At 74.6% G+C, this 25,806-nt stretch carries 25 protein-coding genes; 19 read left to right on the top strand and 6 right to left on the bottom strand.

The window, feature by feature from the left end; translation table 11 throughout:
• Positions 1 to 73 precede the first annotated feature (73 nt).
• Both ACFIF2_RS32005 and ACFIF2_RS32000 read right to left on the bottom strand, forming a co-directional pair.
• Entirely contained in the window at positions 74 to 547 is a 474-nt protein-coding gene (locus ACFIF2_RS32005; RefSeq protein ID WP_395576774.1) for an indole-3-glycerol phosphate synthase, read from the bottom strand.
• A gap of 155 nt (positions 548 to 702) precedes the next feature.
• Entirely contained in the window at positions 703 to 1,512 is an 810-nt protein-coding gene (locus ACFIF2_RS32000) for a pyrimidine reductase family protein (protein ID WP_395576773.1), read from the bottom strand.
• Between the two features lie 393 nt (positions 1,513 to 1,905).
• Here ACFIF2_RS32000 and zapE point away from each other — a divergent pair, with 393 nt between their 5' ends.
• The 14 genes from zapE (at position 1,906) to ACFIF2_RS31930 (ending at position 16,495) form a co-directional block, all read left to right on the top strand.
• Positions 1,906 to 3,033 carry a cell division protein ZapE gene (zapE, locus tag ACFIF2_RS31995; protein WP_395576772.1) on the top strand — a complete coding sequence of 376 codons (1,128 nt, stop codon included), beginning with the start codon at positions 1,906 to 1,908 and terminating at the stop codon, positions 3,031 to 3,033.
• Positions 3,034 to 3,260: 227 nt separating this feature from the next.
• Complete coding sequence (locus tag ACFIF2_RS31990; protein WP_395576771.1) at positions 3,261 to 3,662, top strand: hypothetical protein; 402 nt, start codon at positions 3,261 to 3,263, stop codon at positions 3,660 to 3,662.
• Between the two features lie 76 nt (positions 3,663 to 3,738).
• Complete coding sequence (locus ACFIF2_RS31985; RefSeq protein ID WP_395576770.1) at positions 3,739 to 4,320, top strand: carbonic anhydrase; 582 nt, start codon at positions 3,739 to 3,741, stop codon at positions 4,318 to 4,320.
• A gap of 8 nt (positions 4,321 to 4,328) precedes the next feature.
• Positions 4,329 to 5,813: a SulP family inorganic anion transporter gene (locus ACFIF2_RS31980; RefSeq protein WP_395576769.1), complete on the top strand. Its 1,485-nt coding sequence runs from the start codon at positions 4,329 to 4,331 to the stop codon at positions 5,811 to 5,813.
• Positions 5,814 to 5,948: 135 nt separating this feature from the next.
• Positions 5,949 to 6,725, top strand: a complete 777-nt coding sequence (locus ACFIF2_RS31975; protein ID WP_395576768.1) for a slipin family protein — start codon at positions 5,949 to 5,951, stop codon at positions 6,723 to 6,725.
• 89 nt (positions 6,726 to 6,814) lie between these two features.
• On the top strand, positions 6,815 to 8,215 hold the full coding sequence (locus ACFIF2_RS31970) for a PhoX family protein (RefSeq protein ID WP_395576767.1): 1,401 nt from the start codon (positions 6,815 to 6,817) through the stop codon (positions 8,213 to 8,215).
• 58 nt (positions 8,216 to 8,273) lie between these two features.
• On the top strand, positions 8,274 to 9,797 hold the full coding sequence (locus tag ACFIF2_RS31965) for an FAD-dependent oxidoreductase (protein WP_395576766.1): 1,524 nt from the start codon (positions 8,274 to 8,276) through the stop codon (positions 9,795 to 9,797).
• A 96-nt stretch (positions 9,798 to 9,893) separates the two neighbouring features.
• Complete coding sequence (locus ACFIF2_RS31960) at positions 9,894 to 10,751, top strand: polysaccharide deacetylase family protein (protein WP_395576765.1); 858 nt, start codon at positions 9,894 to 9,896, stop codon at positions 10,749 to 10,751.
• Between the two features lie 18 nt (positions 10,752 to 10,769).
• Positions 10,770 to 10,967 (top strand): hypothetical protein, encoded by a 198-nt coding sequence (locus ACFIF2_RS31955; RefSeq protein WP_395576764.1) that lies wholly within the window; start codon positions 10,770 to 10,772, stop codon positions 10,965 to 10,967.
• A gap of 80 nt (positions 10,968 to 11,047) precedes the next feature.
• Positions 11,048 to 11,767, top strand: a complete 720-nt coding sequence (locus ACFIF2_RS31950; RefSeq protein ID WP_395576763.1) for a peptidyl-tRNA hydrolase — start codon at positions 11,048 to 11,050, stop codon at positions 11,765 to 11,767.
• Between the two features lie 47 nt (positions 11,768 to 11,814).
• Complete coding sequence (locus ACFIF2_RS31945; RefSeq protein WP_395576762.1) at positions 11,815 to 12,387, top strand: GNAT family N-acetyltransferase; 573 nt, start codon at positions 11,815 to 11,817, stop codon at positions 12,385 to 12,387.
• Between the two features lie 120 nt (positions 12,388 to 12,507).
• Positions 12,508 to 13,827, top strand: a complete 1,320-nt coding sequence (locus ACFIF2_RS31940; protein ID WP_395576761.1) for a DUF692 domain-containing protein — start codon at positions 12,508 to 12,510, stop codon at positions 13,825 to 13,827.
• 117 nt (positions 13,828 to 13,944) lie between these two features.
• Positions 13,945 to 14,751: a TIGR04222 domain-containing membrane protein gene (locus ACFIF2_RS31935; protein ID WP_395576760.1), complete on the top strand. Its 807-nt coding sequence runs from the start codon at positions 13,945 to 13,947 to the stop codon at positions 14,749 to 14,751.
• Between the two features lie 115 nt (positions 14,752 to 14,866).
• Positions 14,867 to 16,495 carry an alpha/beta hydrolase gene (locus ACFIF2_RS31930; RefSeq protein ID WP_395576759.1) on the top strand — a complete coding sequence of 543 codons (1,629 nt, stop codon included), beginning with the start codon at positions 14,867 to 14,869 and terminating at the stop codon, positions 16,493 to 16,495.
• On the opposite strand, the gene hemQ is transcribed toward ACFIF2_RS31930, so the two are convergent.
• Both hemQ and hemG read right to left on the bottom strand, forming a co-directional pair.
• Positions 16,496 to 17,227 carry a hydrogen peroxide-dependent heme synthase gene (gene hemQ / locus ACFIF2_RS31925; RefSeq protein ID WP_395576758.1) on the bottom strand — a complete coding sequence of 244 codons (732 nt, stop codon included), beginning with the start codon at positions 17,225 to 17,227 and terminating at the stop codon, positions 16,496 to 16,498.
• Positions 17,228 to 17,231: 4 nt separating this feature from the next.
• Positions 17,232 to 18,713: a protoporphyrinogen oxidase gene (hemG, locus tag ACFIF2_RS31920; RefSeq protein ID WP_395576757.1), complete on the bottom strand. Its 1,482-nt coding sequence runs from the start codon at positions 18,711 to 18,713 to the stop codon at positions 17,232 to 17,234.
• 185 nt (positions 18,714 to 18,898) lie between these two features.
• On the opposite strand from hemG, the gene ACFIF2_RS31915 reads away from it, so the two are divergent.
• Together ACFIF2_RS31915 and ACFIF2_RS31910 are read left to right on the top strand one after the other, a co-directional pair.
• Positions 18,899 to 19,876 carry a DUF4349 domain-containing protein gene (locus ACFIF2_RS31915; protein ID WP_395576756.1) on the top strand — a complete coding sequence of 326 codons (978 nt, stop codon included), beginning with the start codon at positions 18,899 to 18,901 and terminating at the stop codon, positions 19,874 to 19,876.
• Positions 19,877 to 19,951: 75 nt separating this feature from the next.
• Positions 19,952 to 21,349, top strand: a complete 1,398-nt coding sequence (locus ACFIF2_RS31910) for an FAD-dependent oxidoreductase (RefSeq protein ID WP_395576755.1) — start codon at positions 19,952 to 19,954, stop codon at positions 21,347 to 21,349.
• 62 nt (positions 21,350 to 21,411) lie between these two features.
• Here the strand turns inward: ACFIF2_RS31910 and ACFIF2_RS31905 are convergent, their stop codons facing one another.
• The gene (locus tag ACFIF2_RS31905; RefSeq protein ID WP_395576754.1) at positions 21,412 to 21,786 is read right to left on the bottom strand and encodes a hypothetical protein; all 375 of its coding nucleotides are present in this window, start codon (positions 21,784 to 21,786) and stop codon (positions 21,412 to 21,414) included.
• Between the two features lie 134 nt (positions 21,787 to 21,920).
• On the opposite strand from ACFIF2_RS31905, the gene ACFIF2_RS31900 reads away from it, so the two are divergent.
• Positions 21,921 to 22,739, top strand: a complete 819-nt coding sequence (locus ACFIF2_RS31900; protein WP_395576753.1) for a rhomboid family intramembrane serine protease — start codon at positions 21,921 to 21,923, stop codon at positions 22,737 to 22,739.
• A gap of 46 nt (positions 22,740 to 22,785) precedes the next feature.
• Here ACFIF2_RS31900 and hemE read toward each other — a convergent pair whose 3' ends face one another.
• Entirely contained in the window at positions 22,786 to 23,856 is a 1,071-nt protein-coding gene (gene hemE / locus ACFIF2_RS31895) for a uroporphyrinogen decarboxylase (protein ID WP_395576752.1), read from the bottom strand.
• Positions 23,857 to 24,020: 164 nt separating this feature from the next.
• On the opposite strand from hemE, the gene ACFIF2_RS31890 reads away from it, so the two are divergent.
• Both ACFIF2_RS31890 and ACFIF2_RS31885 read left to right on the top strand, forming a co-directional pair.
• Positions 24,021 to 24,698, top strand: coding sequence for a DUF3000 domain-containing protein (locus ACFIF2_RS31890; RefSeq protein ID WP_395576751.1), 678 nt, complete (start codon positions 24,021 to 24,023; stop codon positions 24,696 to 24,698).
• Positions 24,699 to 24,987: 289 nt separating this feature from the next.
• The gene (locus ACFIF2_RS31885; RefSeq protein ID WP_003972894.1) at positions 24,988 to 25,650 is read left to right on the top strand and encodes a response regulator transcription factor; all 663 of its coding nucleotides are present in this window, start codon (positions 24,988 to 24,990) and stop codon (positions 25,648 to 25,650) included.
• The last annotated feature ends 156 nt before the right edge of the window (positions 25,651 to 25,806 follow it).

Here is a 25,806-nt window from a genome sequence, read left to right as displayed (position 1 = left end):
GGACGTGAGGGGTGCCAGAGGCGGTCCGCCGTGGGCGCGCCCCCGGCACGGGGCCGTGGAGCGCGGCCCCAGCCTATGCCTTGCTGTGGGAGAACAGTTTCAGGACCGGCACGCCGACCTTGTGCCGGGCCCGCGAGGCCCAGTCCCGGTGGAAGAACTCCTCCACGTAGTGCGGGTCGGTCAGGACGATCACCTCGTCGGCCCCGGTCTCCAGGACCAGGGACTTCAGCTCGTCCAGCGGGTGGTCCTCGATCAGCCGGCCCTCCGCCTCGGCGCCGGACGCGCGCAGGGCGGTGAGCGACACCTCCAGCGCCCGCTGCCCGACGCTCTTCGCCTCCTGCCCCTCGGGCGTCTCGCCCTCCCTGACGGCGTCGTCCAGCTCGCCGAGCGCGACGTCGTCGATGGCTCTCAGCAGCCGGTCCGCCTGATCGCCGCGGGGCTGGAGCAGCACGTGGAAGGCGACCGGCTCCTCCCCGTGCAAGGTGGTGACGAACTCCACGTCGGCGGACGTGAGGGCCTTCTCGATCATCAAAACGCTTGTGAACACCAGGCGCCCCTTCTCCTTCGAGGGCCCGTGGCCCACCCTCCGTGGGTGCCTGACCGAACCCTGCGGAAACCATCCTTCCCCGTGATCGCACGGGTACTGCCGGATCCAGTGTGCCCGGCGCGAGCTAAGCGGAACGGCAAATTCCGCCGATTTCCTCACTCCCGCCGGTAGCGGCTGAAGAGAAAGCCCTCCTCCTCGAGCAGGGACGCCAGGACGAACCGCCGCGGCACCTCCACCGACGGCCCGCCCGCGATCCGCTGGGCGCTGCCCGCGGTGAGCATCGGCGAGACGGTCAGACACAGCTCGTCGAGCACCCCTGCCGCGACGAACTGCCCCAGCAGCCGGGGACCGCCCTCGGTCAGCAGCCGGGTGTGCCCCAGGGCGACCAGTTCGTCGACGGCTCGGGCGGGGTCCACGCCGGCGCCGTCACCGGCGACGACCACCCGGGCACCGGCCCGCTCGGCGGCCGCGATCCGCTCCGGTGGCGCGTCGGCACCGGTCAGGATCAGCGTGGGCACGGACGGCGAGGTGAACAGCGGCAGCGAGAAGTCCAGCTCCAGACCGGCGCTGACCACGGCGACGGCGGGCGCGGGGGTCTGCCCGGCCGCCCGCCGCGCCGGCGTGAACTCCGCCCGCTCGCGTGCCGGGCGGTAGCCCTCCCGGCGCACCGTCTCGGCGCCGGCGATCACCACGTCCGCCAGCGCCCGCAGGGTGCCGAAGACGCGCATGTCGGTCGCGCTGGAGATGGGCTGGGAGCGGCCGTCGTGCTGCGCGGCGCCGTCGAGGGTGGAGACCATGTTCGCCCGCAGCCACGCCGGGCGCCCGTGCCCCTCCGGGTAGGCGTAGGCGGCGGCCAGCTCGGCCAGGGTCCACTCCCGGTCGGCCCCGTCGGGGCCCGGGCCGGCTGTCTGATCGGTCACAGAAGTCGTGGGGGGCACGGGGATCACGGGGAACAGGCGTCGCATGCCGAGCAGTGTTCCACGCACCCGGAACCCGAACCTCGGGGCCGCCCGGCCGCCAGGCCGGGCGGCCCCGAGCCGCCGATCCGTCCGTCCACGTGGCCGCCCGCCCGGCAGGCGGCCGTCCCGCCCCGCGGGCGGCGGGGTCCCAGGCCACCGTGCCCGCGGCCTCGGGGACCGCGCCCCGCCCCCACGGGCCGCGCACGGTCCGTCCCGGTGCCGGACGGCCGAAATGGCGCGCCCGGGGGCGGTACGGGCGGGCGCGGCGGCGCCCCTCGCCGCCGGGCAGCGCGCGCCCTCCCCGGCCCGGCGCTCCCGCCGGGCGCACCGCGCACCACCGGTCCCGTGCGCCCCGTACCGCGAGGGGCACCCCCCTGACAGGCCCTACCATGGATCCCCGTGTCGCCCTCCTCCTCCGCCTCCGCCACCCCCGGCCCCACCCCGATAGCCGGGACGACGGCCGCCGCCCCGCTGTCGCTGTGCGCCCGCGAGCCGCACGTCCCCGCGGAGCGCCTGGTCGCCGAGATGGTGCCGCCGCCCCGCTTCGACTCGGTCCGCTTCAGCACGTACATCCCGGACCCGAACCAGCCGAGCCAGAGCGAGGCCGTGCGCGTCCTGGAGGGCTTCGCGGCCGGACTCGGCGGCGGGAACGGCGGCGCCTCCCCCGCCCGGCGCGGCTTCTTCGGCCTGGGCCGGAGCAAGGCCCCGAAGCCGCCGGCCGGCCCCCGCGGCGTCTACCTCGACGGCGGCTACGGCGTCGGCAAGACCCACCTGCTGGCCTCCCTGTGGCACGCCACCCCGGCGGAGCCTGAGCGCAAGGCGTTCGGCACCTTCGTGGAGCTGACCAACCTCGTCGGCGCCCTCGGCTTCCAGCAGACCGTGCGGACCCTCTCCGGGCACCGCCTGCTGTGCATCGACGAGTTCGAGCTGGACGACCCGGGCGACACCGTCCTCGTCTCCAGCCTGCTCGCCCGGCTCGTCGAGGCCGGCGTGGCGCTCGCCGCCACCTCCAACACGCTGCCGGGCAAGCTCGGCGAGGGCCGCTTCGCGGCGGCCGACTTCCTGCGCGAGATCCAGGGGCTGTCGGCCCACTTCCGCGCCCTGCGCATCGACGGCGAGGACTACCGCCACCGCGGCCTGCCCGAGGCCCCGGCGCCGTACTCCGACGAGCAGGTCGCCCGCGCGGCGCGGGCCACCGAGGGCGCCTCCCTGGACGCCTTCCCCGCCCTCCTCGACCACCTCGCCCGCGTCCACCCCAGCCGCTACGGCGCCCTGACCGACGACCTGAAGGCCGTGTGCCTCACCGGCGTCCAGGCGGTGCCGGACCAGTCGACGGCGCTGCGGCTGGTGGTGCTCGCGGACCGGCTCTACGACCGCGAGGTGCCGGTCCTCGCCTCCGGGCTGCCCTTCGACCGGCTCTTCAGCGAGGAGATGCTGAAGGGCGGGTACCGCAAGAAGTACTTCCGGGCGATCTCCCGGCTCACCGCGCTGGCCCGGGACGCGGCACGGCTCGTCGACACGCCCTGAGCACCGCCCGAACACGGCGCGCGCACCCTCTCCCCACAGCCGGACCAGCCTGTTCGCGCCAACTCACCCGCTCTTTTCGGGCTCTCTTCAACCCGTAACGCTCCGTTAACCCTGCAAAGCGCTTCGCAGGGTTAACGTATTTCTTGACCACGCATTGACCATGCGTTGACCGGGCATTGACCATGCGCCGGCGCGGGGCGAGAGCGGGAAACACCAGGAGGGGGCGCATGTTGCGAGGCACGACGGCCCGGATCGTGGTTGCCTTCCTCGCCGCCGCCCTGATCACCCTCCCGTTCTTCGCGGTCGACGCACCCTTCGCATCCGCGCATACGAGTCGTGATGCCGTGGCCAACGCTCGCCTCGGAAGCTCCCCCTCCGGCACGGTGCCGCACGACGAGACCGTCACCTGCCACGACGCCGGCCGGTCCGGGGAGACCGACAACGCGCCCCGCGTCCGCGACCGGCACCGCACCACCGCCGCACCCCAGCCGGACGCCCCCGAGCGCCCGCCGCTGCGGCAGCGCGTCCATCCGGCCGCCGCACCCGCCGCACCCGGCGGCGCGGCCGGCCCGCTCGAGAGACCGGCGACGGGACACTCCCCGGCGGCGCTCCAGGTCTTCCGCTGCTGAGGTCCGGCACGACCCCCCACCTCTGCCCTGCCCATCCGACGCGCCCCCACTGCGCGCCAGGAGGAATCACCACATCATGCAGCCCCTCATCGACAACGCCCGCACGTTCGGACAGCGCCCTGAGGAGTTCGCCGGGCACGCCCAAGGCCAGTCGCCCGAAGTCCTGTTCATCACCTGTTCCGACTCCCGGGTCGTCCCGGCCCTGATCACGGGCGCCCGCCCCGGCCAGCTCTTCGAGCTGCGCACCGCCGGCAACATCGTCCCGCCGTACGGGGCCGAGCACCCCTCCGGCGAGGCGGCCACCATCGAGTACGCCGTGGAGGTCCTCGGCGTCACGGACGTCGTGGTCTGCGGCCACTCGCACTGCGGCGCGGTCGGCGCGCTGGTGCGCGGCGACGATCTGAGCGCCGTACCCGCCGTCCGCGACTGGCTGACGACCGCCGCGGACGAGCCGAAGCCGTGCGACCCGGCCGACCCCACGGTCGCCGAGGCCGTGCAGCACCACGTGCTGTCGCAGCTGCTGCGGCTGCGCTCCTACCCCTGCGTCGAGCGCCGGCTGACGGCGGGCTCCCTGCGGACGCACGGCTGGTACTACGAGGTCCACACCGGGTCCGTGCGCCGGCACCAGGCGGACACCGACACGTTCGAGACCCTGTGAGCGCCCCCGTGACCTCGATATCCGAGAAGTCCCGCGCCTTCCCCCACCTGCGGCAGGACTTCACCGCGTCGCTCGTCGTGTTCCTCGTCGCCCTGCCGCTGTGCGTGGGCGTCGCCGTCGCCTCCGGTGTCCCGGCCGAACTGGGCCTGGTCACCGGCATCGTGGGCGGCATCGTCACGGGTCTGCTGCCCGGCAGCAGCCTCCAGGTCTCCGGTCCCGCCGCCGGGCTGACCGTGCTGGTCTTCGGCGCGGTCGACACGTACGGGCTGGCCGCGCTCGGTGTGATCGTGCTGGCCACCGGTCTGATCCAGCTCGCGATGGGCGCCCTGAGGCTGGGGCGCTGGTTCCGGGCGATCTCCCTGTCGGTCGTCGAGGGCATGCTGGCCGGCATCGGCCTCGTGCTCATCGCCGGGCAGCTGTACGCGGCGGCCGGGCTTCAGGCGCCCTCCTCCGGCCTCGACAAGATCACCGGGCTGCCCGGGGCCGCCGCCGACGCGCTGGGCAGCACGGAGGCGCTCACCTCCCTCGCGCTCGGCGCGGGCACCATCGCCGTGATGGTGCTGTGGACGCGGCTGCCGAAGCGGCTGCGGACGGTGCCGGGCGCGCTGGCCGCGGTCGGACTGGCCACGGCGGTCACGGCGGTCTTCGGACTGTCGGTGGCGACCGTCGAGGTGAACGGCCTGCTCGACTCCGTCCAGCCGCCCGGCGCCGACGCCTTCGGCGGGCTGGCGAACGTCGGTCTCCTCGGCACGATCGTCGCGTTCACCCTGATCGCGTCGGCGGAGAGCCTGTTCAGCGCCGCCGCGGTGGACCGGCTGCACAACGGCCCGCGCACCGAGTACAACAAGGAGCTGATGGCGCAGGGCGCGGGCAACACGGTCTGCGGTCTGCTCGGCGCGCTCCCGATGACCGCGGTCATCGTGCGCAGCTCCGCCAATGTCAGCGCCGGCGCGCGGACCAAGGCGTCCCGCGTCATGCACGGTGTGTGGCTGCTGCTGTTCGCCGCCCTGCTGCCGTCCGTGCTGGCCCTGATCCCGCTGCCGGCGCTGGCGGGCATCCTGGTCCACGCGGGCTGGAAGCTGATCCCGTTCCGCAGCATCGTGCCGCTGTGGCGCGATCACCGGGGCGAGGCGCTGATCCTGGTGGTCACGGCCGTGTCGATCGTCGCGGTGAACATGTTCGAGGGCGTGCTGATCGGTCTGGCCCTGTCCGTCGCCAAGACCGCCTGGGAGGCGTCGCACCTCAAGCTGGAGGTGGTCGACAAGGGCGCCGGCCCCGTCCAGGCGCACCTGACGGGCAACGCGACCTTCCTGCGGCTGCCGAAGATCCTGGAGAGCCTGGAGGCGCTGCCGCAGGACCGCCCGGTCGAGCTGGACCTGTCCGGGCTGCACCACCTGGACCACGCCTGCCGCACCGCGCTGGAGAACTGGGCCGAGCGGCACAGCGCCACCGGCACGGACCCGGTGAAGGTCACGGAACCGGCGGCGGTGTAGCCGCGCCGGCGGCCGGTCCGCCCGTGGGGGCCGGCCGCCGGCGACGAAGCCCGGTCCGGGGCATGGTCCTGGGCCGGGCGTCCGGCTTATCGTGACAGGAGCGGACGAAACGGGCCTCGTGGCGAGGAGGTCGTCATGCTCCAGGAGTTGCTGACCGCGGCTGCCGCCGCCTCGAGCGCCGGGGTGCTGTACGTCGCCGCGGCGGCGCGGGTCGTCAAGCAGTACGAGCGCGGGGTGGTGTTCCGGCTCGGGCGGCTCGCGGGTGAGGTGCGCGGCCCGGGGTTCACGATGGTGGTCCCGTTCGTGGACCGGCTGCACAAGGTGAACCTGCAGATCGTCACGCTGCCGGTGCCCGCACAGGAGGGCATCACCCGGGACAACGTCACCGTGCGCGTGGACGCGGTCGTGTACTTCAAGGTGGTCGACGCGGCCAACGCGCTGGTCCGGGTCGAGGACTACCGGTTCGCGGTCTCGCAGATGGCGCAGACCTCGCTGCGTTCGATCATCGGCAAGAGCGACCTGGACGACCTGCTGTCCGACCGGGAGAAGCTCAACCAGGGCCTGGAGCTGATGATCGACAGCCCGGCCGTCGGCTGGGGCGTGCAGATCGACCGCGTCGAGATCAAGGACGTGTCCCTGCCGGACACCATGAAGCGGTCGATGGCCCGCCAGGCCGAGGCCGACCGGGAGCGGCGGGCCCGGGTCATCAACGCGGACGCCGAACTCCAGGCGTCGAAGGTGCTGGCCCAGGCGGCGCGGGAGATGTCCGAGACGCCCGCGGCCCTGCAACTGCGCCTGCTGCAGACGGTCGTGGCCGTGGCCGCCGAGAAGAACTCGACGCTGGTCCTGCCCTTCCCGGTGGAGCTGCTGCGGTTCCTGGAGAAGGCCCAGGAGCGCACGGTCGAGAAGTGACACGTGCTACGCGCGTGGTTCCCGGGAATCACGCCAGGTGATAGACACGGCGGGGTCACAATCCTGTCCGCCAGCAGGAAGGTCGCCCCATGTCCCTGTCCAGCAACGGCACGACCCGACGTCAGGTCCTCGCCCGCACCGGCGCGCTCGGCGCGGGCATCGCCTTCACCGGCGCGCTCTCCGAACTCTTCGCCGGCACCGCCGCCGCGCAGCCCCTGGGCCGCACCGGATACGGCCCCCTGATCCCCGACCCCGACGGCCTGCTCGACCTGCCCAGGGGATTCCGCTACCGGGTGCTGTCCCGTGAGGGCGACGAACTGCGCTCCGGCGAGGGCCCGGTCCCGTCCAACCACGACGGCATGGCGGCCTTCGCCGCGCGTGACCGCGGCCGTCACGGGGGCGGGGGCGTCCACCTCGTCCGCAACCACGAGAACCGCGCCACCGGCAGGGTCCCCGTCCCCACGGTCGAGGGACTGACCTACGACCCGCAGGGCAAGGGCGGCTGTACGGCGCTCACCCTGGACTCCCGTAACCACGTCCTCGACGAGCGCGTCGCCATCGCCGGTACGGCCGTCAACTGCGCGGGCGGGCCCACCCCGTGGCACACGTGGCTGACCTGCGAGGAGACCGAGGACAAGGCCGGCACCAACGGCTACGCCAAGGACCACGGGTTCATCTTCGAGGTCGACCCGGCCGACCCGCGCCGCACGGGCGCGGTGCCGCTGACGGCGATGGGCCGCTTCCAGCACGAGGCGGTCGCCGTGGACCCGCGGCGGGGCGTCGTGTACGAGACGGAGGACGCCTTCGAGCGGCCGTTCGGCCTCTTCTACCGGTTCCTGCCCGAGAAGCCGCTGGGCGGCACCGGCTCGCTGCGGGCGGGCGGCCGGCTCCAGGCGATGCGCGTGCCGGGCGTGCCCGACCTCTCCTCGATCCAGGAGACGGGCGCCTCCTTCGACGGCGTCGAGTGGGTCGACGTACCCGACCCGCTGGCCGTGGAGACGCCCATCCGGCACCAGGACTTCGGCCGGGGCGGCATCACCCACGCGCAGAAGCTGGAGGGCTGCTACTGGGGCGGGCGCAGCGTCTACTTCGTGTCGTCCTTCGCCCGCAGCGCGGAGGGCTCGGCGGGCGACCACTACGGCCAGATCTGGCGCTACGACCCCGAGCGGCGCCGGCTCACCCTGGTGATCGTCTTCGGCCCGGACACCGACGTCCAGCTCCCCGGCGAGTCCCCCGACAACATCTGCCTGGCCCCCAGCGGCGGCCTCATGGTCTGCGAGGACGGCAACGGCGCCCAGCACGTGTACGGCGTGACCCGGCGCGGCGAGGTGTACGCGATGGCCCGGGGCGCCCAGAACATCGGGACGCCCGAGGAACCGGAGTGGGGTGAGTTCGCCGGGGTCACCTTCTCGCCCGACGGCGACACGATGTACGTCAACTGCTACACGCCCGGCACCACCTTCGCGGTGACGGGCCCCTGGCGCGGGTAGCCCGCCGGGGCGCACCGCCCGGTCACTGAAGCCGCGGCCCTGGGGTACTCGGCACCCCATGACGGAGAAAGCGCAGGTCAACGGCTCGTACTGGCTTCAGACGGCACCGGGCGGTGTGCCGCGCCCCGCCCTGGCGGAGGATCTCGACGTCGATGTCGTCGTGATCGGCGCCGGCGTCGCCGGGCTCAGCGCGGCCTGGGAACTGGCGCGGGCCGGGCGCCGTGTGGCGGTGCTGGAGGCCGGGCGGGTCGCCGCCAGCGTCACCGGCCACACCAGCGCCAAGCTCACCGCCCTGCACTCGCTGGTGTACGACAAGCTGCGCCGCACCCGGGGCCCCGAGGGCGCCCGCCTGTACGCCCGCTCGCAGACCGAGGCGATCGAGCACGCCGCCGAGGTCGTGGCCGAGCTGGGCATCGACTGCGACTGGGAGACCCGCAGCGCGTACACCTACGTCCGCGACGCGGGCCGCGTGGACGAGCTGCGGGCCGAGGCCGCCGCCGCGAAGGAGGCGGGGCTGCCGGCGTCGTTCGTGACGGAGACCGGGCTGCCGTTCCCGGTCGCGGGTGCGGTCGAGGTGACGGGGCAGGCCCAGTTCCACCCGCGCAAGTACCTGCTGGCCCTCGCCGAGGACCTGGAGGCGCGCGGGGGGCGGATCTTCGAGAACACCACCGTGCACGGCCTGGACGAGGGCGAGCCGTGCCGCGTGTCGACCGAGGCGGGAGCGACGGTCACCGCCCGGGACGTCGTGGTCGCCACGCACTACCCGATCTTCGACCGCGCCCTGCTGTTCGCCCGCCTCTCCCCGCGCCGTGAGCTGGTCGTCGCCGGGAGCATCGAGGCGGACCGCGATGTCGACGGCATGTACATCACCCCCGACGAGAACACCCGCTCGGTGCGCACGGCGCCCCTGCCGGACGCGGGCCGAAGGCTGCTCGTCGTCACCGGGGAGCACTTCACCCCCGGCACGGGCGACACCCGGGAGCGCTTCGAGCGCCTGTCCGCCTGGGCCCGCGAGCACTTCCCCGGCGTCGGCCTCACCCATGCCTGGGCCACGCAGGACATCGACCCGACCGACACCGTGCCGATGGTGGGCCCGCTGCACCCGGGCGCGAAACACACGTACGTCGCCACCGGCTTCGGCGGCTGGGGGCTGAGCGGCGGCATGATGGCGGGCCGGCTGCTCACCGCGCAGATCACCGGCGAGGAGTGCGCGTGGAGCGGGCTGTACGACCCGCGCCGGCTGCGCACGGCGGTGCGGGAGGCGCCGGCGTTCCTGAAGACGCAGGCCGAGGTGGCCCGGCACTTCGTCGGCGACCGGCTCAAGCCCTCCCCGCCGGTGGACGCCCTGCCGCCGGGCGAGGGCGCCGTGGTCCGGGTCGGCGGCGACCGGCTCGCGGTCTACCGGGACGAGGCGGGCGCGCTGCACGCCGTCTCGCCGCGCTGCACCCACCTCGGCTGCCTGGTCGGCTTCAACGCGGCCGAGAAGGCGTGGGAGTGCCCCTGCCACGGCTCCCGCTTCGGCACGGACGGCACGGTGATCGAGGGCCCGGCGACCAAGCCGCTGGAGCGGCGGGACATCTGACCGCCGCCGGGCTGTAGTGACCCGAGAGGGTGACCTCACGGGCACGCCACCCTCCATAGTCGTACATACCGAACATCACACTCATACGTTCGTACGGTGATCACTCTCGTACGACGTGCGACCGCCCTGTGCGCGCTGGGTGCCGCCCTCGCCGCCTGCGGGACCGCCGAGGCCCCGCAGACCCCCCGCCCGGCGCCGCCCGCGTCCTCCGCCGCCCCGTCGAAGCCCGCACCGTCCCGGCCGCCGACGCTCGCCCCCGGCCCCGCCGGTCTGACCCCCGTCTTCGAGCACGGTCCGCGCGCGGACGGCAGGACGGTCGCCCTCACCTTCGACGCCGACATGACCGCCGACCAGGGGCCGAGGGCGGCGGCGGGCGAGCGGTTCGACAACCCCGCGCTGATCGCCACCCTGCGGAGGCTGGACGTGCCGGCCACGGTGTTCATGACCGGGCGGTGGGCCGAGGAGTACCCGGACGCGGCCCGGTCCATCGACCGGGACCCGCGGTTCGAGATCGCGAACCACTCCTACAGCCACCACGCCTTCACCGACGACTGCTACGGCCTGCCGACCGTGCCCAGAGAGCGCATGCGGTCGGACGTGGAGCGGGCCTACGCGGCGTTCGAGAAGGCCGGGGTCCGGGACGCGATGCCGTACTTCCGCTTCCCCGGCGGCTGTCACGACGAGGCGGCCCTCCAGGAGCTGGCCGCCACCGGTGTCACCGCCGTCCAGTGGGACGTGGTGAGCGGGGACGCGTTCGCGACGGACGCGGACGCGGTGGCCCGGCAGGTGCTGGAGGGGGTGCGGCCCGGGTCGGTCGTCGTCCTGCACTGCACCCGCAGCGCCGCCCCGGTCACCGAGGAGGCGGTGCGGAAGATCGTGCCCGAGCTGCGCCGCCAGGGGTACCGCTTCGTGAAGGTCTCGGAGCTGATCGGCACCGCGAACGGCCGCCGCTGACGGGCCTACGCTGGAGGCATGAGCAGCGACGACGAGCAAGGCCCGGACGACTACTGCCTGATCGACGCGACCCGGCCCCCCAAGGCCGACGGCCCGCCGTACGCCGAGTGCGTGCTGTGCCGGGAGCCCACGGAGTACCCCGAGTCGTACAAGGGCATCACCTACTGCCCGGTCTGCGAATGGCAGGAGGCCCAGCGCACGGCCTGCTCGGGCTGATCCACCGGACCGGCGGGGATGCCGCCGGGGATGCCGCCGGGGCGTCCTCACCGGCGCGCGGGACTTGGCAGACTGGGGGCGTGAGCGATGATCCGACGACGCCCGTCCCCGACAGCCCCTTCCGCCCCGAGCCCGGCGACCGCGACCTCGCCCCGCAGTTCGTGCTGCCGCTGGTCGTGCGCATCGAGCGGGCCGCGCCGCCGCCCCGTACCGACGCGCTGGAGACCGCGGCCCGCGCGGTGCTGGTGCTGCTCGGCGACGAGCGCTCCACCGGCGACGGCGCCTGGGCGCGGGCGGTGCGGGACTGGCAGGACGCGCGCATCCGCAAGGTCGTCCGGCGGGCGCGCGGCGCCGAGTGGCGGCGGGCCGAGGCACTGCCCGGCATCACGGTCACCGGCAAGAGCGCCGAGGTTCGGGTCTTCCCGCCGGTCCCGCTGGACGGCTGGCCCAAGGACCTGGCCCGCCTCCAGGTCTCCGGCACCGACCTCGACGACCCGGAGCCGCCCCTCGACGCGGACCTCTCCGCGCCCGTGCTGTGGATGAACCCGGACCTGGACATGTCGGCCGGCAAGGCGATGGCCCAGGCCGGACACGGCGCCCAGCTCGCCTGGTGGGAGCTGGACGAGGAGGCCCGGGCGGCCTGGCGGGACGCGGGATACCCGCTGGCGGTGCGCACTCCGGACCCGGCCCGCTGGCGCGACCTGACGACGCGCGGCCTGCCGGTGGTCCGCGACGCCGGGTACACCGAGATCGCGCCGGGCTCGTGCACGGTGGTGGCGGACCATCCGGCGCTGCGGTAGCCGGCGAACGGGGGGCGCCCGGCGGTGCGCCGTGCCATCGTGGTGCCATGACCATCGACGTCCGCCCGGCATCGGTCTTCGAGGACGTCCGGGCGGTGCTGGGACCGAAGTCGCCGCAGGCCAACGTCTGCTGGTGTCTGAGCTACCGCGTCCCCTCCAAGGTCAACAACGAGCTGCGCGGACCGGCCCGCGGCGCGTACGTCGCCGAGCTGTGCCGTACGGGGCCCCCTCCGGGAGTGCTCGCCTACGACGGTGACGAGCCGGTCGGCTGGGCCGCCGTGGCGCCCCGCGCGGACACCTCCTTCGCGCGGGGCCGCAAGATCCCGCACGTGGACGACCTTCCGGTCTGGTCGCTGTGGTGCGTCCGCGTCCGCCCCGGCCACCGGAAGCAGGGGATCTCGCACGCCCTGATCGCCGGTGCGGTCGACTTCGCCCGCTCCCACGGCGCGCCGGCCGTCGAGGCGTATCCGCTGGACAATGGCGACGCCAGAGTCGACCTGACCATGGCGTACGCCGGACTGCGGAAGAACTTCGAGCGCGCCGGGTTCGTCCACGCCGCCGACACCACGTCCGTGCTGGCCGGTCATCCGCGGGTGCTGATGCGGCTCGACCTGCGCTGACGTCCGGCGCCCCCGGGAACCTCAGATATTGCTCTGAACATGCCGCCTTCGGGGTTGGGTCCGGACGGGGCGGGCGATACCCCCGGCATGGTCGCAGGAGGGGGACGAACCATGGAGCGCGTGGCACGGCTGGGAACCGGCATCGGTTGGCGTCCGGAGATCGCGGACGTCGTCGAGCGGATGCCCGGCATCGACTGGGTCGAGGCCGTGGCCGAGAACCTCTGCCCCGGGCACCTGCCCGACTCGCTGCTGCGGCTGCGCGAGCGGGGGGTGACCGTGGTGCCGCACGGGGTCTCGCTCGGGCTCGGCGGCGCCGAGCGGCCGGACGCGGGGCGGCTGGCGGCGCTGGCCGAGCGCGCGCAGGCACTGGGGGCGCCGCTGGTCACCGAGCACATCGCGTTCGTCCGGGCGGGCGGACCGCTGACCGCCTCCCCGCGCCTGGAGGCCGGTCACCTCCTGCCCGTGCCGCGCACCCGCGACGCCTTGGACGTGCTGTGCGAGAACGTGCGCGTCGCGCAGGACGCGCTGCCCGTGCCGCTCGCCGTGGAGAACATCGCCGCGCTCGTCTCCTGGCCCGGCGAGGAGATGACGGAGGGGCAGTTCCTGTACGAGCTGGCCGACCGGACGGGAGTACGGCTGCTGATCGACGTGGCGAACCTGCACACCAACCACGTCAACCGCGGTGAGGACCCGGCCGAGGCGCTCGGCGACCTGCCCCTGGAGGCCATCGCCTACGTCCACGTCGCCGGGGGGTTCGAGCGGGACGGCGTCTGGCACGACAGCCACGCCCACCCCGTTCCGCAGTCGGTGCTCGACATCCTGACCGACCTCGCCTCCCGCGTGTCGCCCCCCGGTGTGCTCCTGGAGCGGGACGAGGACTTCCCCGAGGGGGAGGAGCTGGAGGCGGAGGTGGACGCGATCCGCGCCGCCGTGGAAAAGGGGCGGGCCGCGGGTACGGCGCCCGGCGCGGGCGGGGCGGTGGCACCGCGGGCCGCGCGGGCGTCGGCCGACTCCGGCGCCCCGGACGCCGTGCGTCAGCGGCTCGGTCTCGCGCAGGCCGCGCTGCTGTCCGCGCTGGTCGCCGGGACTCCCGCACCCGAGGGGTTCGACCGGGTGCGGCTGGGGGTGCAGGCACGGGCGCTCGCCGCCAAGCGGGCGGACGTGGTCGCCAAGGTGGCGCCCGAACTGCCGGAGATCCTAGGGGCGGGCTACCGGCCGGCCTTCCTCTCCTACGCCCGGCGGCGCCCGATGACCGGCGGCTACCGGCGGGACGCCCTCGACTTCGCCGAGCACCTGATGCGGGACGGCCGTCCGCAGGACGCCGACGTGCGACGCGAGGTGCGCGCGTGGTGGCTGGAACGGTCGGGACCGGTGCCACGGCCGGAGCGGCCCGGGGCCCGGTTGGCCCGTGCGACCAGGCGTGTTCTGCTGCGCCGCTGAGCCCGTCCCGGCAGCATCGGGACATCGCCGAACGGAACGTCACGTACCCACAACAGTGCGTCCCGAATGGTGAACAGACCATGGCGCCGGCGAAAGCCTTTGGCATAGAAGTACGGCATGTTCTGGGTCCTTCTCCTCCTGCCCGCCTGGGCCGTCGCCGGGCTGGCGTGCCTGCGGCTGTGTCTGGCCGCCGTGCGCGCGGCGGCCGTCGATCCGGGCGCCGTCGACCGCGAGCACGCGCTGACGCTGTACGAGGCGGCGTTCCTGGCGGGCGGCCCCCGGCGGGTCGCCGACCTCACGATGGTCTCGATGGCGCGCCAGCGCCGGCTGCTGCTCGCGCACACCGGCTGGGCGACCGTCGTCGACCCTCGCGGACGGGACGAGATGGAGCGGTCGGTCATCGGGGCGATAGGCCCCGGCGGACAGTCCCGGATAGCGCCGGTGCGGGCCGCCGCGGCCACCGCGGAGGCGGTGCGGAGCCTCGCCGACCGGCTGGTCGGCGCGGGCCTCGCCGTGCCGGACGGCACCCGGAGCATCGCGGCCGGGGTCCGGCGGGTGCGGACGGCCGCGGTCACCGTGTGCGCGCTGGGGGCCGCCGCGCTGGCACTGCCCCTGCCCGCCGATGAGCCGCGCCTGCTGATCGCCCTGTGGTTCGCGCTGCCGCTCACCCTGACCCTGGGATGCCTCGCGATCACCCGGATGGAGGTCCACCCGTACGCGCGCTGGGCCTCCCCGGCCGGGCAGCGGCTGATCGGCGCCCTCGTCCGGCACGCCGACGGCACCTGTGACGACCGCACGTACCTGACCTCGGTCGCCGTGCGGGGCGTCCACGCGGTCGGCGAGCCGGACCTGCGCGCGGCCTTCGCCCACCGCGAGGAGCACACCTGGGAGCACGCCGAGGAGCGACGGCGACGCCGGATCTGACGCGCCGGGGGGCGTACGGGGGCACTCGGCGCCGACATGCGCGGGCGGTGCTTGCCCTGTCCGGCCGCCGCACCAAACATCCCTTGTGTCACGCCGTGCACCGAAGGGATACGCGATGCGAGCTGCCGTCCTCCACTCGGCCGCCGGGTCCTTGCTGCTGACCACCCTCGCCGCCGTACCGGCCCACGGCACGCCGGGCGGGCCCGGTTCCGCCGAGGCGCGGGGCACCGCCGTGGCCGCCGAGCGCGCGGCGGCGGCCGGCGTCGACTTCGGCGCCTGCCCGAAGGCGGAAGGGCTGCCGGCCCGGGTGCGCTGCGGCACGGTCACCGTGCCCCTGGACTACGCGCACCCCGACGGCGAGTCGCTCCGGCTCACCGTCAGCCGCCTGCCGGCCACGCGCGAGGACCCGGGCGGCGGCGGGCGCGAGGTGCCCCGCCAGGGCGCGCTGCTCTACAACCCCGGCGGTCCGGGCGGCTCGGGGCTGTACTTCCCGCTGGTCGGCATGGTGCCCGAGTGGAAGCGGATCGCGGCGGCGTACGACCTCGTCGGGTACGCGCCGCGCGGGGTCGCGCCCTCCGCGCCGCTGTCCTGCCAGGACCCCGGGGACTTCTTCAAGGGGCCCCGGCCGGCGCCGACGCGGCCGTCGGAGGCGTACAAGAAGGAGCGTGCCGCCGAGGCCGAGGCGTACGCGCGCGGCTGCGCCGAGCGGGCCGGGGACGCGCTGCGGCACTACCACTCCCTCAACAACGCCCGTGACCTGGAGGTCGTCCGGGCCGCGCTGGGCGAGCGGCGCCTCACGTTCATGGGCGCGTCGTACGGCACCTATCTCGGGGCGCTGTACGCCGAGCTGTTCCCCGCGCGGGTGCGGCGGATGGTGTTCGACTCGGTGGTGAACCCGGACCCCGGGCAGGTCTGGTACCGCAACAACCTGGACCAGTCGGAGGCGTTCGAGGACCGCTGGGACGACTTCAAGGAGTGGATCGCGGAGCACGACGCCGTGTACGGGCTCGGCGACACGCCGAGGGAGGTCCAGAACAGCTACGAGGAGGCGAGCGCCCGGCTCGCGGTGGAGCCCGCGGGCGGGACGGTGGGGCCCGCCCAGTTGCAGGGGGCGTTCCTGAAGGCCGGGTACTACGACGACTACTGGCCGCACCGCGCGCAGGCCCTGTCGGCGTATCTGAACGGCGACCCCCAGCCGCTGATCGACCAGGCGGGGACGCGGACCGAGGAAGGGGCCGCCGGGGCGGAGAACGCCAACGCGGTGTACACGGCCGTCGAGTGCAACGACGCGCCCTGGCCGACCGACTTCGCGGTCTGGGACCGGGACAACACGCGGCTGGCGCGCCGGGCGCCGTTCGAGACGTGGGACAACGTGTGGACGAACCTGCCGTGCGCCTACTGGCGGGCGCCCCGGCAGACCCCGCTCGACGTGCGCACCGCGCCGGGCGAGCTGCCGCCGACGCTGATCCTGGCCGCCGAACGGGACGCGGCCACCCCGTACGAGGGCGCGCTGGAGCTGCGCCGGCGGGTGGCGGGGTCGGTGCTGGTGACGGAGCGGGACGCCGGTTCGCACGGCGTCGGCGGCGGGGCCAACGCCTGTGTCAACGGCCACCTGGAGGCGTACCTGCTGGAGGGCCGCCTCCCGGCGCGGGACGCGTCGTGCGCCCCGCGCCCGGAGCCGGAGCCGAGGACCCCGGCGGAGCCGGAGGCCGCGGCACCGGAGGCCGCGGCGCCGGCCGCCTGATCAGGCGAGGCCGGCCACCAGGTCGCCGATGTCCTTGCGGCGCCCGGTGAAGAAGGGGACCTCCTCGCGGACGTGCATGCGGGCCTCGGAGGCGCGCAGGTGGCGCATGAGGTCGACGATGCGGTACAGCTCGTCGGCCTCGAAGGCGAGGAGCCACTCGTAGTCACCGAGCGAGAAGGAGGCGACCGTGTTGGCGCGCACGTCCGGGTAGCCGCGGGCCATCTTGCCGTGGTCGGCGAGCATGCGGCGGCGGTCCTCGTCGGGCAGCAGGTACCAGTCGTAGGAGCGCACGAACGGGTAGACGCTGACGTAGTTCCGCGGCGTCTCGTCGGCCAGGAAGGCCGGGATGTGCGAGCGGTTGAACTCGGCGGGGCGGTGCAGCGCCATGTTCGACCAGACCGGCTCCAGCGCGCGGCCGAGCCTGGTGCGCCGGAAGAGGTTGTACGCCTCCTGGAGCTGGTCGGCGGTCTCGGCGTGCCACCAGATCATGAGGTCGGCGTCGGCGCGCAGACCGGACACGTCGTACGTGCCGCGGACGGTCACGTCCTTGGCGGCGAGCTGGTCGAACAGCTCCTGGACCTCGTCGGCGTAGCCCGCGCGGTCCTCGGGCAGCACGTCCTTGAGCTTGAAGACGGACCAGAGCGTGTAGCGGATGACCTCGTTGAGGTCCTTGGCCAGCTTGCCCTTGTTGGGGATGCGCTCGGCGGCGGGGGTGGAGGCGTCGTCACTCATGGCCCTATTCTCCCGCTCCGCCGTGCGGGCTCCGCACCGGGTGGGCGGTGAGCCGCTCCACACCCCGCGGGTCGCCCTGGAGCCGGTCCACGGCCGCGTAGGCGCTCGCGATGCTCGCCGGGACGCCGACGCCGTCGTACGCCGCGCCGCACACCGCGAGGCCCGGGAGCTTCGCGACGTGCGCGCGGACGCGGGCCACGCGCGCGTGGTGGCCGACGGGGTACTGGGGCAGGCCGTCCTGCCAGCGGGTGACGCGGGTGGCGACGGGCGCGGCGGCCAGACCGGTGGCCTCCTTCAGGTCGTGCCGGGAGACGGCGACCAGGCCGGCGTCGTCGCGGCCGAGGACCTCCGTCTCGCCGTACCGGCCCACCGAGGTGCGCAGGACGACCAGGTCCGGGTCCTCGGCGTCGATCCAGCCCCACTTGCGGGAGGCGAAGGTGGACGCCTTGATGGTGCGCCCGTCGACCGGCGGCACGAGGAAGCCGCTGCCCTCGGGGAGCACGGCGGCGTCCGAGCGGCGGTAGGCGAGGGTGATCAGTGCCATCGAGGCGTACTCGACGGCGGCCAGCTCGGCCGCGGCGGCGGGGGCCTCGGCCCGCAGCAGCTCGGCGGCGGGGCGGGCGGGGACGGCGACGACGACCGCGTCCGCGTGCAGCACCCGGTCGCCGGTGGTGATCCGCCAGCTCCCGTCGGCGGTGCGGCGCAGCTCCGTCGCGGGCGCCCGGGTGAGGATCTCGCCGCCCCGCGCGCGCACCGACTCGGCGACGGCGAGCGGGAGGGTGCCGACGCCGCCCTCGATGCCCGTGAACACCGGGCCGCTCGGCGGGGAGGTGGCCGTCCGGCCCTGGAGGGCGCGCACCGCCTCGGTGAGGGAGGTGTGCGTGCGGGCGGCCTCGAACAGCTGGGGCACGGCGGACCGCAGGGAGATGCGGTACGCGTCGCCCGCGTAGACGCCGCCCAGCAGGGGTTCGACGAGGCGGTCGACGACCTCGCGGCCGAGGCGCGCCGCCACGTACTCGCCCACCGCGACGTCGTCCCCCACCTCGGTGCGGGGCAGGTCGGCGTCGCGCTCGATGCGGGCGAGGCCCTCCTCGGACAGGACGCCGGCCAGGGCGGCGGCGGTGCCGGGGACGCCCATGACGTGGCCCTTGGGCATCGGACGCAGGGCGCCGCGGGTCCACAGGGAGGCCGACGCGGTGGACGGCGGCTGGAGGCGGTCGGCGAGTCCCACCTCGCGGGCCAGGCCGACGGCCTCAGGGCGGCGGGCCAGCAGGGACTCGGCGCCGAGGTCGACGCGCACCCCCGCGATCTCACCGGGCAGCAACTTGCCGCCGACGCGGTCCGACGCCTCCAGCACGGTCACCCGCGCGCCGCGCTCCAGCAGCCGGTGGGCGGCGGCGAGCCCGGCGATCCCGGCTCCCACGACGACGACATGGCCCTGGTCCGCGGGGGCCGCCCCGCCCGCGGTGGTCTCGCTTGCGCACATGCCCCCAGCGTCTCAGACCCCACCGACAGCACCGCCGCCAGGCCGGGCGGACCGCACTAACCGCCCTGTCCGCCCGGGCCGCGCGAGTCCGGACCGTGACCTGTTCGGAACCGTTCCGCGCCGACCTCCCGGGCGGTCCCGGCGTCGTAGGAACGACAGTCGTACCGACGATCCCGGGGGCTCCTGTGCGCACACCACGTACCGTCCGACCCGTTCCGGCCCTGGCCGCCGTCCTGCTCGCCGCGGCCCTGGCGCTCACCGGATGCACCGCCGGGGGCGACTCCGGAGGGAGCGGCGCGGACAGCGCCGCGAAGGAGGCCGCCCCCGGCGCGGCGCGCGACCGGCAGGGCGCGGCGGGCGGTGGGGCGAACGGCGCCAGGGCGACCGCCCCGCCGAAGGCCGCCGCGAGCCACGTCATCCGCACCGCCTCCCTGACCGTCCGGGTGAAGGACGTGCCGAAGGCCCTGGACGAGGCCCGCGCCACCGTCGAGAACGCGGGCGGCTACGTCGGCGACGAGAACACCAGCCGGGACGGCGACGGCCACGAGCGCACCCGGCTCGTCCTGCGCGTGCCGGTCGACGCCTACCAGGACGTCCTCGACGACCTGGAGGGCGCCGGGAAGCTGCTGCGCCGCGACGCCAAGGCGCGGGACGTCACCGAACAGGTCGTCGACGTGGAGAGCCGGATCACCTCGCAGCGCGCCAGCGTGGCCCGCGTGCGCGAGCTGATGGACCGGGCGACGAAACTGAGCGACGTGGTGACGCTGGAGGGCGAGCTGAGCAGCCGTCAGGCCGAGCTGGAGGCACTGCTCGCCCAGCAGGCGTCCCTGAAGGACCGCACCGGCCTGGCCACCATCACACTCTCCCTCTCCGAGACGCCGGTGAAGGAGAAGGCGGCCGAGGACGACGAGCCGGGGTTCACGGACGCGCTGGCGGGCGGCTGGGACGCGTTCGTGACGATGCTGCGCTGGGTGGCGGTGGCCTTCGGCGCGATCCTGCCGTTCGCCGCGGTGGCGGCGCTGGTCGCGCTGCTGTGGCTGCGGGTCGTACGGCCCCGGCTGCCGCGCCGCCCGGCTCCGGCCGCACCGGCCGCACCGGCCGCACCGGCCGCACCGGCACCGGCCGCGACGGCGAGCGGGCGGAAGCCCGGCGGGCGGGACTGACGAGGGCCGGGTCGGCACGGACGCGAGGTCCGGGGCGGGCCGGACCGGAACGCCGCGCCGCCGTAGCGTGTTCGCATGAACATGAGCCCTGCGGACCGTACGAGAGAGCGACTGGTCGTGATCGGCGGTGACGCCGCGGGGATGTCCGCGGCGTCACAGGCCCGCCGGCTGAGGGGCCCGGGCGAACTGGAGATCGTGGCGTTCGAACGCGGCCACTTCAGCTCGTACTCGGCGTGCGGCATCCCGTACTGGGTCGGCGGCGACGTCACCGACCGGGACGACCTGGTCGCCCGGACACCCGAGGAGCACCGCGCCCGCGGCATCGACCTGCGGCTGCGCACCGAGGTCACGGAGATCGACGTCGCCGGCCGACGGGTGCGCGCGCGTGACGTCGATTCGGGGGCCCACTCCTGGACGCCGTACGACAAGCTCGTGATCGCAACCGGCGCGCGGCCGATCCGTCCCGAGCTGCCGGGCATCGACGCGCCCGGCGTGCACGGCGTGCAGACGCTGGACGACGGACAGGCGCTGCTCGACACGCTCTCCCGCACGAGCGGCCGCCGCGCGGTGGTCGTCGGCGCCGGGTACATCGGCGTGGAGATGGCCGAGGCGCTCATCAAACGCGGCTACGAGGTGACCGTCGTCAACCGCGGCCGGGAGCCGATGTCCACGCTCGACCCCGACATGGGCCGCCTGGTGCACGAGGCGATGGAGGGCCTCGGCATCACCATGGTGAACGACGCCGAGGTCACCGAGGTGCGCACCGGCAACGACGGCCGGGTGCGCGCGGTGGCCACCGAGGACGCCGAGTTCCCGGCGGACGTGGTGGTGCTCGGCGTCGGCGTACGCCCCGAGACCGGGCTCGCGGCGGCCGCCGGGCTGCCGCTGGGCGCCCACGGCGGGCTGCTGACCGACCTGGGCATGCGGGTGCGGGAGCACGAGGACATCTGGGCGGGCGGCGACTGCGTGGAGGTGCTCGACCTGGTCTCCGGGCAGGAGCGGCACATTCCGCTGGGCACCCACGCCAACAAGCACGGGCAGGTCATCGGCACCAACGCGGGCGGCGGTTACGCCACCTTCCCGGGCGTGGTCGGCACCGCGGTCAGCAAGGTCTGCGACCTGGAGATCGCGCGGACCGGGCTGCGCGAGAAGGACGCGCTGCGGGCGGGGCTGCGGTTCGTGACGGCCACCGTCGAGTCCACCAGCCGGGCCGGCTACTACCCCGGTGCCTCCCCCATGACGGTGAAGATGCTGGCCGAGCGGCGCACCGGCCGGCTGCTCGGCGTCCAGATCGTCGGCCGTGAGGGCGCGGGCAAGCGGGTCGACGTCGCCGCGGTGGCCCTCACGGCCGGGATGACGGTGGACCGGATGACGGCCCTGGACCTGGGCTACGCACCGCCGTTCTCACCGGTGTGGGACCCGGTGCTGGTGGCCGCCCGCAAGGCGGCGCGGGCGGTGGAGCGGCAGGGCTGACCCGGTGGCGACGCGGGCGGTGGAACGGCGCGCACGAGGAACCGCCCGGGTGCCACGCCGTCCTACGCCGTCCCGTTGATCCGGTCGATGGCCTGCCGCGCCTGCTCGGCCGGGGGCCGCGAGGGCAGGGAGGACACGGACGCGGGGCCGGACACGGGCGCGGAGCCGGACAGCGACGCGGAGCCGGACCCCGGCGCGCTCACCGCGGGCGGCTGCTCGCCGGCCGGCCGGGCGTGGGCCGCGCTCCGCGCGGAGCGCAGCCGGTGGCCGACCGCCTCGTCCAGCGTCACCGGCCGCCGCATCTGCGCCGCCAGCCGCCCGGCCTCCTGACCGAGCCGGGCGACGTCCTCCCAGGGCAGGCGCAGCACGAGGGAGACCTCGGCCTCGCCGTCGGGCAGGGCGTGCATCGCCGGAGCGGGTGTGACCCGTTCGTTCATCGCCTGTTCCTCACGTCGTCCCCGCGCCCCGCCTTCCCCGGGCCGCGGGCGGATACGGGGTCATACGGACGCACGGACGGGGGCGTTCAGGGGACGTGCCGATTCACCCTCCGCCGGGCGGGCAGGAGTGACTCGTGGTCATTCCCGTCCATGATCTGAACCCCGCGCGCCGCACCCCCTGGGTGACGTACGCCCTGGTGGTCGCGAACGTCCTGGTCTTCCTGTTCACGCCAGGGACGGCCGGGTCGGTGACCGGAGAGGGCAGCCTCGCGCAGGCGTGTCAGCTCCAGGCGTTCCTGGACCACTGGGCGGCGGTGCCGCAGGAGTTGGTCCACCACCGGATGCCCCGGCTGGTGCCGACGGGCGACACCGGGATCGGCCCCCGGGGACCGGGCTGTGTGGTCGGCCCGCCTGACTACGACAAGTCCGCCGAGCTGAGCGTCCTGACGGCGATGTTCCTGCACGGCGGCTGGCTGCACCTGCTGGGCAACATGCTCTTCCTGTGGATCTTCGGCAACAACGTCGAGGACCGCATGGGCCACCTGCGGTTCCTGCTCTTCTACGGCGTCTGCGGCTACGCGGCCACCTACGGCTTCGCCCTCCTGGACGCCGACTCGGCCGCCCCGCTGATCGGCGCGTCGGGGGCGGTCGCCGGGGTGCTCGGCGCGTACCTGGTGCTCTACCCGAGGGCGCGGGTGTGGGTCCTGGTGCCCTTCCTGATCTTCCTGCCGCTCAGGCTGCCCGCCTGGATCGTGCTGGGCTTCTGGTTCGGGCTCCAGGCGGTCTACTCGTCCGGCGGTGCCGTCTCCGACGCGGGGACGGTGGCGTACGCGGCCCACGTCGTCGGCTTCGTGGTGGGCCTGCTGATCGCCTGGCCGCTGCGGCGCGGCACCCCGCCCCCGCCACAGCCGCGCGGGCTGCTGTTCGGGAGGCGGGCGCGGCCGGGGTGGTGAGGGCGCCCGTCCGGTTTCTCGGGCGCGGGCGCCGGGTGACGCCGGTTCAGCGGGCGGCGGTCTGCGTGTGCACGTACTCCACGAGCCGGGTCAGGGCGTCCGGGTCGGTGGTGGGCAGGACGCCGTGGCCGAGGTTGAAGACGTGGCCCTCCAGGTCCGCCGCCGCGTCCAGGATCTCCTGGGTCTTGGTCTCGACGGCCTGCCGCGTGGAGAAGAGGACGGCGGGGTCCAGGTTGCCCTGGAGCGCCTTGCCGGGGCCGACGCGGCGGGCGGCCTCGTCGAGCGGGACGCGCCAGTCGACGCCGACGACGTCCGCGCCGGCCTCGCCCATGAGCCCGAGCAGTTCGCCGGTGCCGACGCCGAAGTGGATGCGCGGCACGCCGTACCCGGCGACGGCCTCGAAGACCTTGCCGGAGGCGGGCATCACCGAGCGGCGGTAGTCCGCGGGCGAGAGGGCGCCGACCCAGGAGTCGAAGAGCTGGACGGCGCTCGCGCCCGCCTCGATCTGCACCTTGAGGAAGGCGGCCGTGATGTCCGCCAGGCGGTCCAGGAGGTCGGCCCACAGCTGCGGGTCGCCGTACATGAGCGCCTTGGTGTTCTCGTGGTTGCGGGACGGGCCGCCCTCCACGAGGTAGCTCGCGAGGGTGAACGGCGCGCCGGCGAAGCCGATCAGCGGGGTGGCGCCCAGCTCGGCGGTGAGCAGGCCGATCGCCTCGGTGACGTAGGAGACGTCCTCGGGGGTGAGGTCGCGCAGCCGCTGGAGGTCGGCGCGGGTGCGGATCGGGTTCTCGACGACCGGGCCGACGCCCGGCTTGATGTCGAGGTCGATGCCGATGGCCTTGAGCGGGACGACGATGTCGCTGAAGTAGATCGCCGCGTCCACGCCGTGCCGGCGCACCGGCTGGAGGGTGATCTCGGCGACCAGCTCCGGGCGCATGCAGGACTCGAGCATCGGGATGCCCTCGCGCACCTTCAGGTACTCCGGCAGTGAGCGCCCGGCCTGCCGCATGAACCAGACGGGGGTGTGCGGCACCGGCTCACGCCTGCACGCCTTGAGGAACGCGGAGTCGTACGTGGCGGTCGGCTGCTTGCCCGCGGGGCTCTGGTTGGCACTCACAGCGGCAAGTCTCGCATGTCCGGCGCGAGGCGCCCGACCGCGGGTGCGCCCGCGCGGACGGCGCGGACGGGGGCGCCCGCGAGGGACCGCGTGATCCGGACATCGCGTCCGCACGCGGGTGTCCCTCCCTGCGCCGAGGCGCTGTTCCGCTTAATCTTCCCCGCATGGCTGCGGCTCAGGGACGACTGTCGGACGGCGCTGGCGGAATGGACGAACCGAAGGGTACCGAGGACGAGGCCCGGAAAGCGGGCGCTGCGGCTCCGCCGCCCTTCGCGGCGGCCGTCGAGGCGCTGCGGGCCACGCGGCTGCGGCCGCAGATCGAGGTGGAGGCGGTGCCCCCGCCGAAGCGGCTCGCGCCGTACGCGTACGCGCTGGAGGCCGCGGTCGTCGACGGCGACGAGGACCTCGCGGACGGGCGGCTGGTGCTGCTGCACGACCCGGCCGGGCACGACGCGTGGCGGGGCACCTTCCGGCTGGTGACGCTGGTGCGGGCCGAGCTGGAGCCGGAGATGGCCGCGGACCCGCTGCTGCCGGAGGTGTGCTGGTCCTGGCTCACCGGCGCCCTCCAGGCGCGGGGGCTGACGTACGGCGAGCCCAGCGGCACCGTCACGCGCGCGAGTTCCCACTACTTCGGGGGGCTGTCGGCGCGCCCGTCCGCCTCGCAGATCGAGATCCGGGCGTCCTGGACGCCGCGCGAGGGGCTGGGCGGCGTCCCGGACACGGGGGTGCACCTCGCGTCGTGGTGCGATCTGCTGGCGCAGGTCGCGGGCCTGCCGCCGGCCGCGCCGGGCGACGCGTCGGTGGTCACGCTGCCGCAGCGTCGCGGCCCGCAGTCGCGCTAGCGGCGCCCCTGTTCCCCTGGTCCTTCTCCCGGGCCCCGTCCGGCTCGGGAAACGTTCCGTCACTTTGTCGACACGGCCACTTTCGGGCCCGTATCGACAAAGTGTGAAACCGTTCGATCTTCGAATGATCGACAGCGTGTCCGAATTGCTCGGATTGTTACTCACCAGATCGTGATCATTGTCTAAAGGCGGACGGGTTCGGTGCCGAAGACGACTGTGACCTTGAAAGCACGGTTCGTCCCGGCTTCGCCCCCACGAGCCGGCCCCGTCCCGCACCCCAGGAGGCCTGGTGTCCGTTCTCCTCGAGCAGCCTGCAAGCCTGGTCGCCTACCGCCCGAACAAGCCGACCGCCATGGTGGTCGTGGCCGACCCGCGCGTCCGTTCCACCGTCACCCGCCATCTGTGGGCCCTCGGTGTGCGCGACGTCATCGAGGCCTCGTCCGTCGCGGAGGCTCGTCCCCGCATCGGCAACCCCCGCGACATCTGTGTCGCAGACGTCCATCTCCCCGACGGCTCCGGCCTGACCCTCCTGTCGGAGACCCGCGCCGCGGGCTGGCCCAACGGCCTGGCGCTGTCCGCCGCCGACGACATCGGCGCCGTGCGCAACGCCCTGGCCGGCGGCGTCAAGGGCTACGTCGTCACCGGCACCCGCACCAACGTCGGGCTCCCCACCCGCCCGGGCGCCGCCCCCATCGGCGCCGCCGCCGCCCGCCTGCACCGCCGCCCCCCGGGTGCCCCGAGCCACCCGGGCGGCTACCGCGAGCTCTCCGGCCGCGAGGTGGAGGTCCTGCGCCTGGTGGCGGAGGGCCAGTCGAACAAGGCGATCGGCGTCTCTATGGGCCTGTCCGCCCTGACCGTCAAGAGCCACCTGGCCCGCATCGCCCGCAAGCTCGGCACGGGCGACCGCGCCGGCATGGTCGCCGTGGCGCTGCGCACCGGCATCATCCACTGACCCTGACCCCGGCCCCGACCGCTCCCCCGCGCCTTTCCCCTCCCTCTCCCCCTCCCTGCTCCCCCACTCCCCCGCCCGAGCCGCACCGGCCGTCTCCCCTAGCCGGTCTTTCACCGGCCTGACTGGTTTACGACCCCCCGGCGCCCCCCCCCCGCG

The sequence above is a fragment of the Streptomyces sp. BK79 genome (genome assembly GCF_044142145.1).
In the GTDB taxonomy this organism is placed as follows: Bacteria; Actinomycetota; Actinomycetes; order Streptomycetales; family Streptomycetaceae; genus Streptomyces.
This window is presented reverse-complemented; position numbering and strand designations above follow the sequence as displayed.